Origin of the sequence: Paraburkholderia sp. JHI869 (genome assembly GCF_038900775.1) — a bacterium.
Lineage (GTDB): Bacteria > Pseudomonadota > Gammaproteobacteria > Burkholderiales > Burkholderiaceae > Paraburkholderia.
The window spans coordinates 1-13355 of record NZ_JAYMSC010000053.1; the positions used below are offsets into that span (position 1 = coordinate 1).

A 13355-nucleotide genomic window follows, 5' to 3' on the forward strand; every position below is an offset into this window, starting at 1 on the left:
TATTTACGCTGCTTACCATCCCCTACGGCCACGCGTTCTGGACTTTTTCTGAGCCCCGTCGAACCGAAGAACTACACATCGCACTGGAGCATATTTCAGTCGCGGGAGGTATGCTGATGGCCGCGATTTTGACCTTGAGATCACCGAATTTGACATGACTATACTTCCGCGTGGACGTCCAAAGGATCTTACAAAGCGCGAGGCGCTTCTTGATGCTGCACGTGAGTTGCTTTTGGAGCAAGGGGCGGACGTTACAACCAGCGCTATTGCTGCACATGCAGGAGTCGCAAAAGCGACTTTGTTTGCGTATTTCCCGGACAAGGACGAACTGATTGATGCGGTCATTCGGCGTGAGTCTGACAGGACAGCGACAGACGACGAATTGGCAGCGGGCTTGACGATGGATATCGTTGAGGCACTTCGTGAGTTCGGGATGCGCTTTACTCGATTTATAAACGATCGGGAGCTCGCTGGATGGGACCGCCTCATAGCGACAGCGGCAAAAAGAAGCCCCGAGCTTCCGAAGCGGTTTTTCGCAAGCGGACCAGGGCGGGGACAAGCGATTCTTGCGTCGCTGATTCTGGATGCTGTCGAGAAGGGGGCATTGAGGGGCTGCGACGCCATGCAGGCAGCGGATGATCTTGCTGGCCTTTGGATCGGTTTCTCTAATCTTGAAGTCAAACTCGGCGCCCGCGCTTCGTTCAGCGACGCTCAGTTGCGGCAGAAGGTCGATCATGGAATCGATGTCTTTATGCGATTCTACGGACCCTAACGCGAACTGCGAAGGTCCAAATGACGGCGCATGAGCGGCTCCGGAGCAGAGTTCGCGTTGAGCGATGCCTCTCCGGCACCGTCATATTGCCTTGGCGATTGCTCCTTGCGAGCGTCTCTTCGCGACGATGGCTGAAGCTGCTAGCCCACGCAAATATCAAGGCACTATGGCCCTGCGACGAGCTTCGGAGACGGCGTTCTTGCGTCCGGAGACGTCGAGCTTGCTAAAAATGGACTTCAGGTGTTGATTGACGGTCTCGGGTGAGATCGACAAGTTTCGGGCGATCACCTTGGTCGTGTAGCCGCTTGCGAAGCCTGCCAGCACGTCGCGTTCGCGCGCAGTAAAAAGCAGCGAACTGCTGACGCGCTCGCGGAAGTTCCGTTCCCATGTTGCGACGATCTGCTTCGCCCATTCACGGTGTCCGGATGTGCCGCTTTCTGCGAGCTCGCGAACCACCGTGTTCACGAGCTCGCCGGCTTCCACGAAGCATTGAAGGCCGCCGCCGCCGCATGTCAATTCGAGTGCCTTTGCGATATCCGCTTCCGGGCGTCGATCAAGATTTCCGGCCATCGATGCATGCGCCTTCATCAGCCGGGCGCGAGCCTCTGCTGCCGGCCTTTCACGGAATATCGCAGATGCCTCGAACGCTTGTGCGGTCTCGTATGCATCATCATATGCTTGCGATCCAAGAAGCACCCAATATCGGGCTTGTCCGATGGCTTCGACTTCGGCCCACGGCGCTTCGGTGCCATTGACGATGCGCTGCCATCGATCGGCAAGATGGATTTCGTTTGCGAGTCGCTGCGCCTCGGGTATCTCCTCCAATCGAACGTAAAGTTCGATGAGAGTGGCCGTCGCTGCAAGACCCAAATGGTAGCGATTGCGCACCTCCGCACGCATTCGCGCATCGGACAGGCGCCGCAGTGCCTCACCGGATTTCCCGAGAAAGAATTCCGCTCGGGCGGCGCAAAGCACGCCTCCTTACCACACCTCGACGAGCGCGGCGCTCGTGCTGTCATCGCAATGACCAAAGCAGGACAGGGCGTCCTGCAGTGCGCCCACTCCATAGCGGGCCCGACCGAGCGTCGCATACATCATTTGCATGAATGAGCGGACCTGCACCTCGGCTGCGATGACGTCGCTGGATGCGGCGCGCTGCAGTGTTCCGTCGACCTCCGAAAGACGGCCCTGCGCACAGTCGCTCAACGCGGAGAAAATGATCGACCATGGCGCGTTCTGGCGGAAGCGCTCCGACTTATTGATCTCGACGAACTCGTCGATCCTGACGCGTGCCGCTCCAATACGACCATAACGCTGTAAAAAAAGAATCTCCACCGGCAGACACAGACACAGATAGCGCGGATCTTCGAAGAAGCGAGCGCGCGCGTCCTGCAAAACTTCGCCGACGGTCTGCCACGGGTGAAACTCGATCGCTCGCTCGGATTCCTCGATTGCCACGATCGAACGGACGTAGGCAAGATCTAGTCTGACTGCTTCATCCAGTATCCCATTCGGTCCTTCGGCGGAGAGTGTGGCTTCCAGCCTCGACAGGTCGAATGCGTTGTCGACGCTCCGCTCGTCGACGAGACCAATGCAAACCAGCATCAGACGCAACCGAGGCTCGTTTCTCACATGGGAGATCGGGAGAAGATCGAGCAATGCCTTCGCGCGGCTGGATCCTTCGCTGATGAGCAGACGTACCGCGCCCGCTGCGAGAATCACGTTCGTGGCGAAGTCGAGCATCCCCGCCTGAACCGCATGAGCAACCGCGAGAAAGACATTTCCGCGTTGTGCATAGAGTTGCGCGGCATTGGCATGCAACCTCGTGAACCTTGCACGCGACGATCTTTCCAATCGGCTGCGCAGGAAGTCGCGCAACAATGGGTGGAGCCGCGCGCTTATTGGAGCCTCGCTGACATACACGATTGGCCTGCGTGACCGGGCCTCGCCGAGCCAGACTGCGCTGTCGTCGCGCTGCCGGATCGCGTCCGCAGCTACGGCATCGACATCTTCGAGGATGCAGCAGTCGATGAGGAAATCACCCAACTCACTCGACAGTGACGAAAACACTTCGTGCGCAAGATAATCGAAGATGTGGGTAAGCGTCACTTGACCGCCTGCTTCGGCGACATCGGGCACCGAGCCGGAAACGCTTCGCAGTCGCACCATCTGGAGCGCGAATGGCCATCCTTCCGTATATCGCGCCCACACCTGCGCACCTGACGGAGCGGCCACTTCACGAAGCAATTCGAGGGTGTCGTTCTGGGAAAATCGCAAGGTGTCGGCGTCGACGACGCGCACGGCTCCCTGAAGCTGCAACTGCGAAAGGGAGATGACCGGAATCTGTCGGCCGGCGATCACAAGGCGGCTGCGTGGGCCAAGCGCCCCCGCGAAATATTCGATTAACTGATCGATTTCGCCGGACCACGCGGCTTCGTATTGGTCGATAAAAAGCGTGCAAAAGCCCGCCGCCTCTGCAAGACTCGTGATCACATCTCCGGCGCCTTCGTGAGCGGACACATGCAATCCGCCAGCGGCCAGTGCGAGGGTGAAGCTCGCAAGGAAGTCTATCGGGTGCCGGTCCGTTACGTCGCAGTTCATCCAGAAAGTACGCTCGCCGCGTTCGCGGGCGACACGCTCTGTCTGCGCCAGCAACGTGGTCTTGCCGAAGCCGGCCGGCGCCGCGATGATGACGACCCGGGCGCCTGAGGGCGGCGCGTCAAGTACGATATCGACAAGAAGCCGACGCTCTACGGCACGGTCGATATCGACGATAGGACGAAATTTTGCTGCTTGATTCTGGCCCACGATCTTATTCGCGAGTAGACGCGCCCGACACGACATGGCGGCAGGGCGCGGATGCAGTGCGAGCGAAGTTGTCGGGCTGCCATGCCTTTAGCGTGCCGTTCGAATCCGTCGCAGTATCAGGTAAGTCACGGCGGCGACACCCGGCGAATCCCGCGCGGGCATGGAGGTCAGCGTGAAGTGCTAGGCGGCTTTGTTTGTCCACGCTGCCGAGCCCCTCGTCTGATCAGAGGGAGGTCCGGCGTGATTGCTTCCCACGTCGAATGGCATTCGGTGCTCAGCACTGACCGGCTTGCCACGTTTTGTTGTTGGAATGCCCGGTCGTCGTACGTGGGGTGGGAGGATTGTTACGGGCCAAAAAATGGCGGAGGGGCAGTGAATCGGGGGAGGTGGATTCAAAAAGTGGGGGATACGGCAGAGGCCGTGTTTGATTGCTGGGTCAAAGGATGAGCGGGTTTTTACCTACCGGCTAGCGTTGTCGTACCTCTTGACAGCGGTTCGGGGCCGCAACTATGATCGTCGCATATAAAGTACGTGTACGTATTTTTTATGCGACCACTTGCCGGCCGCTGATGAAGAGAGCCGGAGACTCCTGACCCACCGACACATAAGACGAGTTCGTATGCATTTCGAGACTTACGTTCAGCCCGAAGGAGATGCGTTTCAGGCAGCGTAGTTGTGGGCGGCGCGTTATCCAGCATTTCATATATTTCGGTCTACAAACTTTAAATACGTCCTCAAGTCAGGAGATTCACGTGAGCGTTCCATCCATCATTGGCCACCAACCTGTGCGAGACACGGATTACTCGATCTGGGCGCTTGCATACTGCCAGGTAGACATGCCGCCTGACTTCTTCGGCGGTGCTGGCATCTACAGCAATGCCGGAATCCTCCGCGTCCCCATGATCTACACGCTACTGGTCGGAGGAGAGGTAGGTGGTAAGCAGCATGTTGCGCTTGTCGACTGTGGATTTCGTAACGACTATTGGTTGACGAAATACCCATTCTCCAGTTGGGAAGAACCGCGAGACGTGCTTGGACGAATCGGCTTTGCGCCGGAGGATGTCGATACGATACTTGTGACACACATGCACTTCGATCACATGGGAAATTTCGAAGCCTTCCCAAACGCAAAGCTGTATATCCAGATCGATGAGTATCGGGGTTGGTCGCAGGCGGTATGTGCGGCTCACCAGCATGAGACCGAAGAGGAAAAGGCGTGGGTGTTTTCGTCCTTCGATCCGACGGATCTGATGCGTGCAGCGCAGGGCGTTTCCGACGGGAGAGTCAAATTCATCCACGGTGACGAAGAGGTTTTGCCGGGTGTAACGGCTCGCCTCGCGAAGGACAGTCATACGTTCGGTTCGCAATGGTTCGAAGTGAACACACGTAACGGGCCGTTCGTAGCCGCTGGCGACATCGTTTACTGGTACTCGAACATTGATCGCATGTGGCCCCCGGGTTATCACCAGGGTAACGCGTTCAATCAGATTCACGTGTACCGTCAGATGCGAGAACTCCTCAAGCAAAAGACGGAGCGCGTCATCCCCGGTCACGATCCCGAGGTCTGGAACCGCCATTCTTCCTGGGAAGCACCACCGAACCGGAATCAGATCGCCGAGATCAATTTGAAGGAGGGAGACATCTCACGGCGCCCCGATGTTACCGCGTCGAAGATCATCACTATCTGAAACGGGCGCATATCGCGGACGGGCGCGACACAGGGCCCGTCAATTCGATGATTCTGCCGTTGCTTTGGCAAGCGAGGGAGTCCGAACACGGCAATTTCTGGCGCAATCATGCACGGCGACACTATTTCGTCGAGCGTTCTTGCCAACGGCACGTTTCCACTATAGCTCTGTCGTGCGGGTCGACCCGTTTGTCTTTGCCTCGGGGCTGGTTGGGCTCGACCCGTCGGCCGGCGGTCTCGTTGATGGAAGGGCCTGCGGGACAGACGGCCAAAATAATCGGACGCCTAAGCATATTATGCGACGAACAGCGTTGGCCTTTTTTCCAACAAAGGGGCCGGCTCAATGCCCGTCGTCTTGTCGTGGACCCAGCCAACATGCAGCGCACGAGCGCAATGCCTTGAGGCACAGCCGCCGTTACACGTCGCGGTTCGAAAATTACGCTCCCAAATCTTCGTTATATTCCCTTTCAAAGCCTTGAGCATTCCGAACCCTCCAGCGGCTGGGTTCGATTTCGACCGCGTCTCGGGTGAATTCTCGCAAACTGGCTCGAAGAGATTCGGTGTCGACTATGCCAACCGTCTGTTGGATCTCGGTTGGGCCTGTCGTCCGGACGAACCAGCTTGCGCTGCGGGGCGGCATGCGTCAGATCTTCTGACACGGCTCGTTAAGGACAGTAGGCGTAGCAGGGCGTCCACCTGGTGGGTGTCCACCGCCCGAGGGCGCCCGGGTTTGGTGCCGCTGTGGAGCTCCAGCGGTCGCTCGCGCGTCGATCCTGTACCTTGACGCCGGAGCCGCCATGCACATACACTCGCGAATAGTACGTGTACGTCCAAATGGCTATATTGGTAGGGACGTTGGGGGCTGAAGCTGTCCAGCTGAAAAACAAAAGCAGAAAGTTGCCGTGCATGTTCGTTACAATGGGAGGGGAGATGCGGAGGAATGTCGATGCAGGCCGCAGAATGGTGCTGTCGGGCGCTATCGCAGCGACGGCCGTCGCGCTTGCGAGTAAAGTTGGCGCGCAATCAATCGCGCCGCGTGGCAAGCCTGTGTGGCTGGATTTCGATCAGGAATCGTTGGATAGGGCTTATGACCAAGCCGCTTATGCGTCCAATCTTGACATAGTGATCAAACGTTGGGAAACCAACAGCGACGATGCACGGTCCCGACTTGGGGCACCGACAAAAATTCGATACGGGGCAACTTCCGTTGAAACGCTGGATTTGTATTCGGCAAAGGAGCGAAAGGCTCCAGTTCACATTTTTGTTCATGGGGGCGCTTGGCGAGCCGGCTCTGCGAGTCAATTCGGGTTCCTTGCCGAGATGTTCGTAAAGCGCGGGGTGCATTTTATTGTCCCGGATTTCATCAACGTGATCGAGGCTGGCGGAAATCTGATGCAGATGTCCGAGCAAGTCAATCGTTGCTTGGAATGGGTTTACAAGAATGCTTCGTCGTTTGGCGGCGACCCTGACCGGATCTATATTTCCGGCCACTCTTCGGGTGCGCATCTGGCTGCGGTTGCGCTAACCACGAACTGGGAGAAGGATTACGGACTACCCAGCGGTTTTATCAAGGCCGCTACTTTGATCAGCGGAATATACGATCTGAAGCCCGTGCGCCTGTCGTCGCGTAGCAAGTACGTGAAATTCACCGATGAAACGGAAGCACAGCTGAGCCCTCAGCGTCACCTCGATGCATTGACGGCACCACTCGCGTTGGTGCATGGAACGCTAGAGACCCCGGAGTTCATGCGGCAAAGTGACGATTTCGCGGCAGCAGTCCGGAAATCGGGCAAACCGGCAAGTCTCGTGATCGGAAGAGGCTATAACCATGTCGAAATACTGGAGACTCTCGGCAACCCTTACGGTGTTGCCGGGCGCTGTGCGCTTGCCCAACTGAAGGGAGAATCTCTCAGCGCTTGAGGACGGCATGGCGAGTCTCGAAGGTTGCGTAACGGGCGCGTCGAAAGGAATCGGTGCAGGAATAGCGAAGGCGTTCGCAGCGCAGGGTGCTGCGGTGATCGTCGCCTGTGCGAGCAGCAAGATCGGCGCGGGCGCGGTGATACATGACCGAGATGCGCGGCAAGCTCCGTCCTGCAGGGCGGGAGGATAGCGCGGACGCCGCAGGCGTCCTTGACAACACGTGAGTGCTGGTAAGCCTTCGCTTATGCAACGACTCCAGGCCTTCAAATACGAACTCATGCCGACTGGCGAGCAGCAGCGCAACATGCGCCGCTTCGCCGGCTCGTGCCGACTCGTCTTCAACAAGGCGCTGGCGTTGCAGATGGAGCGCTACGAGCGTGGCGAGAAAAAGCTCGGTTACGCCGGGCTTTGCAAGGAACTCACCGCGTGGCGCAATGGCACGATACACCGTGGCTGTCCGATGCTCCGGTCCATCCCTTGCAGCAGGCGCTAAAGGATCTGGAGCGCGCCTACGCGAACTTCTTCGCCAGGCGGGCAGGGTTCCCACGCTTCGCAAGGCGCGGCCAGTCTGACAGCTTCCGTTACCCCGATCCGAAAGGCGTAAGGTAGCGTCGATGAGGTCGTAAGCGGGCCGGGCGACGTCCCGCAATCTGCGTCCGGCATCGGTCAGCTCGACGCCGCGGCCATTGCGCTGGAAAAGTAATTGTCCGACGAATAGCCCGAGGCTTGCGAGCTGTTTGCTTAAGCCCGACTGGCTCAAACCCGCTCGGTCAGCAGCCTTGGGCAATGACTTCCGCTCGGCGATTTCGAGGAACAGGCGGAGTTGTTGATCACGATTCTTGATGAAGTATGTCGGGGAGTCCAATGACGAGGGCCTGTGAGTTCGGGTCGCTTACAGTCAAGGATAGGTGCGGAGCCGTAACGGTGCAGCAGCGGCTAGTCCGCTGCCTTGTGAAAGTCGCACAGGGTTTCGACCAATTCCGCGATCTTTGACATCGGATCGCGCCGCTCACGGCGATAGATCGCGTGATAGTCGAGTTGAGGCAAGGTGTCTCCTGTATCAAGGACGACGAGCAGGTTCTTTGAAATTTCTTCCCGAAAGAACTCGATCGGCAGCACGCTGAGGCCAAGGCCGGCAATCGTCAATTGGCCGAGCACCGGAAGGCTGTTCGTGCGCGTCACTAGGCGAGCGGACACGCGGTGCTTCCGCAACCACGACTCATGAACGCGTGCAGTCACGGACGTTGCTGCTTGCAGCAGCAGCGGGTGATTTACCAGTTCCCGCGGAGCGATGCGGCGCTTGCGGCCCACTCGCGAAGGGCTAGCGACCCATGCGGTTCTGAGCGTCCCGACGGCGACGCTGCAATAGTTCGCCGGCCAACGATCGCTCTCGGGGACGACAGCAATATCGAGCGCATTATCGTCGAACTGTTCGAGCAGCGTGCGGCTCGAGTTCACTTCAGGATCGATGGTCAGGCGCGGATAGAGTTCGCGCGCGCGCTCGATAAAGCGCCGCAACCATGTCAATGCCGAGATCTCCGTCACGCCGATGCGCAAGCGTCCGGCGAACGGGTCCGGGTCCTGGACTTCTTCGTCGATGCGCGAGAGCAGCTCGACCATCTGTTCTGCAAGCGGCAGCAGCGCGCGTCCTTTTGCGGTGAGCGCGGGGCGCTTTTGACTACGCTCGAATAGGGAGACCGACAACGCTGCTTCCAGTTCCGCGACGCGCTTTGACACGGCGGATTGCGTCGTATGCAGGCTCTCCGAAGCTGAACTGAAGCTGCCGAGCCGGGCTGTCGAGAGAAAGGCTTCGAGTTGCTTGATCGTCGGGTGCATCGCGTGCTCCAGGAATTTTTCTCGTGATAGATCAAGAAAATTTATCGCTTTTTCGCATTTTTGTCGAAGCCTAGACTGTATTTACCAAGTCGAGTGCAAGGCCACATTTTTTTAGGAGCAGATATGACGGAGACAGCGGTGCGCATCGAATCTCGGGTGCAGGGTCTGGACGAGCAGCAAAGAGAGGCATTCGCGGGGCTTCCGGTTGCGGCGCTGAGTGACTGTATGGGACGCTGCACGGGCACGATGAGTCTCGTACCGCGGCACGGCGACGCGCCACTCATCGGAAATGCGGTGACGGTCAAGACGCGGTCGGGCGACAACCTGATGATCCACAAGGCCTTCGACCTGCTTCAAGCTGGCGATGTGCTAGTGGTGGACGCCAGTGGCACGTGCGACAACGCAGTGGTCGGCGATCTGATGATGCAGATGGCGCAGCGGCGACTCGTGGCGGGTTTCGTCATCGATGGTGCGGTGCGCGACGTGGCAGCGTTCCGAAAAACCGGCTTTCCGTGCTACTCGCGAGGCGTTACCCATCGGGGACCACACAAGGATGGTCCAGGTGAAATCAACACAGTCGTAACGATCGACGGCATGGTGGTGTTTCCTGGCGACCTGATCGTTGCAGATGCGGATGGCGTGTTGGCCATCCGCCCCGACGATGCAGCCGGCGTGCTCGAGCGCGCTGTGCGCCACGTCCAAAAAGAACGGGCCTTCAGTGAAGCAGTTGCGACCGATGCAGTCGATCGGAGATGGGTCGACGCCCGAATCGCCAGCCTGCGGGGTGCGCTCCAATGAATGCGATCACAAACACCATTCCGGCGTCCGAGCGGCTGTCGCGGATCAAACCGTCGGCCAGTGGGTCGGCACGCGAACGCGTCTTGCAGTTGATGCGCGAAGGCCATACGATTCTGGATCTGTCCATCGGCGAGCCGGATCTCGATACACCAGATCACGTGAAGGCAGCGGCCATCGACGCGATTGCGCGCGGCGACACGAAATATACCGGGGCGGCGGGCACCCAGACATTGCGTGAAGCGGTTGTCGAGAAGTATCGGCGAGAGAATGGCGTGTCGATCGATGCGACACAGGTCTTCATCGGAAGTGGCGCAAAACAGGTTCTGCACAACGCCTTCGCAGCGACTTTGAACCCCGGCGACGAGGTAATTGTGCCCGCACCCTACTGGGTATCATATCCAGACATGGTTGCGCTCAACGAAGGCGTGCCCGTCATCGTGCGCGCATCGGCGGCGCGCGACTACAAGCTGACAGCTGACGAACTCGACCGGGCAATTACGCCCCGTACCCGCTGGGTAGTGCTGAATTCGCCCAACAACCCTACCGGCGCATCCTATAGCGAGCGCGAATTGCGCGAACTCGGGGAGGTGATTCTCTCCCACGAACGCGTGTGGTTGCTCAGCGACGATATCTACGAACACTTCCATTACGGTGACGGCAAGGCGTTGACGCCGCTTGAGGTTGTGCCGGCGCTCGCTGACCGCTCGCTGTCGGTAAATGGCGTGTCGAAGACGTATGCAATGACCGGCTGGCGTATCGGCTACGGCGTTGGTCCCAATGGCTTGATTCGCCAGTTGAGCACGCTCCAGTCGCAGACAGTCAGTTGCGTGTCGTCGATCAGTCAGGCGGCAGCCGCAGCCGCGCTGACGGGCCCGCAGAATTTCGTCGCGCATTGCGTCGCGACGTTTCGCGAACGACTCGATGCGGCGATGCGGATACTGAGCACCGTCGACTTGCTCGACTGCGTGCGGCCTTCCGGCGCGTTCTACATCTTCCCCGGCTGCGCACGCGTGATTGGCAAGACTACGCCAGCCGGAACGCGAATTGGCTCCGATATGGATTTCGCCGCATATTTGCTTGACCATGCGAAGGTCGCAGTGCTCGACGGTGCGGCCTACGGCGTGTCGCCGTCGATCCGGCTGTCGTTCGCCACAGCACTTGAGACCGTGGAAGAGGGCTGCCGCCGCATCAAGTCCGCGTGCGAAGCGCTCCGTTAACAAGTTGATAATAACCCAAGATTGGAGACATCAACATCATGAAACGCTTTCTCATGTCGGTCGCCAGCATTCTGGCGCTGGTTTACGGGGTTGCCGCGCATGCCGACGCGCTGGCCGATATCAAGCAGCGCGGCACGCTGATCTGCGGAACGTTGGGCACGGCGCCGCCATTCTCGTTTCAGGACCCGAAAACGCGCGAGATAGTCGGATACGATGTCGATTTCTGCAAAGGCATCGCGGAGGCATTGAAGGTCAAGCTGCAGATCAAGTTGATTGCCGTCGATGCGCGGATTCCCGAGTTGCTGCAAGGGCGAGTAGACGTGATCGCGGCGAATCTTGGCTACACGCCGCAGCGCGCCGAACAGATCGACTTCAGCGATGCCTATTTCGCAGGTCCGTCGAAGCTGCTGGTGCGCAAGGATGCGAATCTGTCCTCGCTCAGCCAGATGGATACGAAGCGCATCGCGGTAGTCAAGGGGTCATCCGCGGAGCCCGCGGTGCGCAAGCTGCTACCGAAGGCGAGCGTCATCAGCTATCCCGATCCGACGAGCGGTTTTCTGGCGATCATGCAGCACAAGGTCGATGGGTTATGCGCGTCCGAACTCGCATTGGTCAAGATGCAGCGTCAGACGGATGAGGCCGTGCCACTCGCGATCATTGATCAGCCAGTGTATTCGGAGCAATGGGGAATCGGTGTCCGCAAGAACGAGTCGGCATTGCGCGAGGCCGTCGACCACGCGCTGGAAGCGATGGAGCGTTCAGGCGAGGCCGGAGTGATCTTTGATAAATGGCTGGGCGCTAGCAGCGAATACAAGATCCGTCGCGACTTCAAGATTGTGGCGATAAAGGGCTGAGCGACGTAATTGGCGAGGAGTTTCCTCATGCACTATCAGTTCGATTTTGCCGCCGTGCTGCACGGCGACTATCTACGGGCGTTCATCGGCGGGACGCTTGTTACGCTCGCGCTGTTCGCGGTGGCGTGGCTGGGCAGCATCGTCCTCGGTGCATTACTCGCGGTCGTCAGGAACAGCGGTGTGCGCGGCGGCGCGGCGGTTGTCGCAGCGTACGTCGAGTATCACCGCAATGTACCGCTCGTCGTGCAATTGCTGTTCTGGTACTTCGCGGCACCGAGCCTCTTCCCTGCGTGGCTGCGCGATTATCTTGCCAGCCACGGCAGCGAATCTCCGCTCGCAGCGGTCGCGCTGGTGCTCTGTGCAGCGGCCTATGTATCCGAGGATCTGCGTAGTGGACTGAGGGCGATCCCGCGCGGCCAGATGGAGGCTGGGCGGGCGCTCGGGATGAGCTATCTGTTGACGATGCGCACCGTGATCATGCCCCAGGCCTTGCGAATTTCGCTGCCACCGCTGCTCAATCAGGCGTTGGTGCTATTCAAGAACACAAGTCTCGCGATGGCCGTCGGCGTGGCGGAATTGACGTACGAGGCGAAGGAGGTCGATAGCAACACGTATCGCACATTTGAAGCGTTTGCGGTTGCGACCGTCATCTACCTGGCGATTTCGTTTGCGATCATGTTCTGCGGGGCGGCGCTCGGGCGACGCTTCAATGTCGCGGAGGGGAGACGATGATCGAGATTCTGACGCAGTACTGGCAGACTTTCCTGGTCGGCCAGTATCCGCAAGGACCGCTGGGCGGCGTAGCGATGACGATTCTGATCGCGGTACTGTGTCTCGCCGCGTCGCTGCCGATCGCTTTGCTGATCGCGATCTGCCGCATTTCGCCGTTCGGCGTACTACGCTGGTCCGCATTCGCGGTCGTACAGTTCGTACGTGGTATGCCGTTGCTCATGCTGATCTTTTGGGCCTATTTCCTTTTGCCGGTGCTTACGCACGTGACCGTGTCGGGCGTTGTAACCCTCATCTTCGCACTAGTCGTTTATCAGGCCGCATATCTGTCGGAGGTCATCCGCTCCGGTATCGAGGCGATTCCCCGCGGACAATTCGAGGCGGCACGTGCGCTCGGCCTTGGCTACATGACGACGCTGCGACGCGTAATCGTGCCTCAGGCGGTCTACAACGTGTTGCCGAGCATGCTGAGCGAGTTCATATCGACGATCAAGGAAACTTCGTTAGGCTATGTGATCGGTGTGCAGGAATTGACGTTCGCTGCGAATCAGGTGAATAGCCAGTTGCTGACTCGACCGCTGCAGGTGTACCTCCTGCTGGCTGCTACTTACTTTGTCATTTGTTTTGTCCTTACGCGCAGTGTGCGCTACCTCGAAGTAAGCCTGATCCGCCGGCGTACGGCGCGCTCGGCGTTCTTGCACACGCGGGTCCTATCGACAATCGCAGGAGACTAA

Annotated in this window: 11 protein-coding genes and 3 pseudogenes; 10 read left to right on the forward strand and 4 right to left on the reverse strand. The window is 58.9% G+C overall.

Annotated elements, in window-relative coordinates; genetic code table 11:
* The first annotated feature begins 154 nt into the window (after positions 1–154).
* On the forward strand, positions 155–772 hold the full coding sequence (locus tag VSR72_RS41820) for a TetR/AcrR family transcriptional regulator (RefSeq protein ID WP_342958045.1): 618 nt from the start codon (positions 155–157) through the stop codon (positions 770–772).
* Between the two features lie 156 nt (positions 773–928).
* On the opposite strand, the gene VSR72_RS41825 is transcribed toward VSR72_RS41820, so the two are convergent.
* On the reverse strand, positions 929–1747 hold the full coding sequence (locus tag VSR72_RS41825) for a LuxR C-terminal-related transcriptional regulator (RefSeq protein ID WP_342958046.1): 819 nt from the start codon (positions 1745–1747) through the stop codon (positions 929–931).
* 6 nt (positions 1748–1753) lie between these two features.
* Entirely contained in the window at positions 1754–3580 is a 1827-nt protein-coding gene (locus VSR72_RS41830) for a hypothetical protein (protein ID WP_342958047.1), read from the reverse strand.
* 752 nt (positions 3581–4332) lie between these two features.
* Between VSR72_RS41830 and VSR72_RS41835 the strand changes: the two genes are divergently transcribed.
* The 4 genes and pseudogenes from VSR72_RS41835 to VSR72_RS41850 all read left to right on the forward strand — a co-directional run.
* Positions 4333–5268, forward strand: coding sequence for an N-acyl homoserine lactonase family protein (locus VSR72_RS41835; protein ID WP_342958048.1), 936 nt, complete (start codon positions 4333–4335; stop codon positions 5266–5268).
* 833 nt (positions 5269–6101) lie between these two features.
* Entirely contained in the window at positions 6102–7187 is a 1086-nt protein-coding gene (locus VSR72_RS41840; protein ID WP_342958049.1) for an alpha/beta hydrolase, read from the forward strand.
* Between the two features lie 7 nt (positions 7188–7194).
* Positions 7195–7335 (forward strand): annotated as a pseudogene (locus tag VSR72_RS41845) (SDR family NAD(P)-dependent oxidoreductase); the annotation flags it as partial.
* A gap of 96 nt (positions 7336–7431) precedes the next feature.
* A pseudogene (locus tag VSR72_RS41850) lies at positions 7432–7793 on the forward strand (transposase); the annotation flags it as partial.
* 58 nt (positions 7794–7851) lie between these two features.
* Here the strand turns inward: VSR72_RS41850 and VSR72_RS41855 are convergent.
* Together VSR72_RS41855 and VSR72_RS41860 are read right to left on the reverse strand one after the other, a co-directional pair.
* Positions 7852–8052, reverse strand: a pseudogene (locus VSR72_RS41855) (LysR family transcriptional regulator); the annotation flags it as partial.
* A gap of 71 nt (positions 8053–8123) precedes the next feature.
* A complete protein-coding gene (locus VSR72_RS41860; RefSeq protein WP_342958050.1) occupies positions 8124–9023 on the reverse strand; it encodes a LysR family transcriptional regulator in 900 nt (299 codons plus the stop codon).
* Positions 9024–9146: 123 nt separating this feature from the next.
* On the opposite strand from VSR72_RS41860, the gene VSR72_RS41865 reads away from it, so the two are divergent.
* From VSR72_RS41865 to VSR72_RS41885, 5 genes are read left to right on the forward strand one after another with little or no spacing between them, the layout of a single operon-like run.
* On the forward strand, positions 9147–9821 hold the full coding sequence (locus VSR72_RS41865; protein WP_342958051.1) for an RraA family protein: 675 nt from the start codon (positions 9147–9149) through the stop codon (positions 9819–9821).
* The gene (locus VSR72_RS41870; protein WP_342958068.1) at positions 9818–11038 is read left to right on the forward strand and encodes an aminotransferase class I/II-fold pyridoxal phosphate-dependent enzyme; all 1221 of its coding nucleotides are present in this window, start codon (positions 9818–9820) and stop codon (positions 11036–11038) included. The genes VSR72_RS41865 and VSR72_RS41870 overlap by 4 nt, the downstream gene beginning before the upstream one ends.
* A 38-nt stretch (positions 11039–11076) precedes the next feature.
* Complete coding sequence (locus tag VSR72_RS41875; protein WP_342958052.1) at positions 11077–11892, forward strand: ABC transporter substrate-binding protein; 816 nt, start codon at positions 11077–11079, stop codon at positions 11890–11892.
* 27 nt (positions 11893–11919) lie between these two features.
* Complete coding sequence (locus VSR72_RS41880; RefSeq protein ID WP_342958053.1) at positions 11920–12624, forward strand: amino acid ABC transporter permease; 705 nt, start codon at positions 11920–11922, stop codon at positions 12622–12624.
* The gene (locus VSR72_RS41885) at positions 12621–13355 is read left to right on the forward strand and encodes an amino acid ABC transporter permease (RefSeq protein ID WP_342958054.1); all 735 of its coding nucleotides are present in this window, start codon (positions 12621–12623) and stop codon (positions 13353–13355) included. The genes VSR72_RS41880 and VSR72_RS41885 overlap by 4 nt, the downstream gene beginning before the upstream one ends.

Excerpts from the sequence above, each read along its gene's own strand:
- VSR72_RS41865 (WP_342958051.1), top strand. The coding sequence starts at position 9,147 with ATGACGGAGACAGCGGTGCGCATCGAATCTCGGGTGCAGGGTCTGGAC.
- VSR72_RS41880 (WP_342958053.1), top strand. The coding sequence starts at position 11,920 with ATGCACTATCAGTTCGATTTTGCCGCCGTGCTGCACGGCGACTATCTA.
- VSR72_RS41885 (WP_342958054.1), top strand. The coding sequence starts at position 12,621 with ATGATCGAGATTCTGACGCAGTACTGGCAGACTTTCCTGGTCGGCCAG.
- VSR72_RS41875 (WP_342958052.1), top strand. The coding sequence starts at position 11,077 with ATGAAACGCTTTCTCATGTCGGTCGCCAGCATTCTGGCGCTGGTTTAC.
- VSR72_RS41860 (WP_342958050.1), bottom strand. The coding sequence starts at position 9,023 with ATGCACCCGACGATCAAGCAACTCGAAGCCTTTCTCTCGACAGCCCGG.
- VSR72_RS41840 (WP_342958049.1), top strand. The coding sequence starts at position 6,102 with ATGGCTATATTGGTAGGGACGTTGGGGGCTGAAGCTGTCCAGCTGAAA.
- VSR72_RS41870 (WP_342958068.1), top strand. The coding sequence starts at position 9,818 with ATGAATGCGATCACAAACACCATTCCGGCGTCCGAGCGGCTGTCGCGG.
- VSR72_RS41820 (WP_342958045.1), top strand. The coding sequence starts at position 155 with ATGACTATACTTCCGCGTGGACGTCCAAAGGATCTTACAAAGCGCGAG.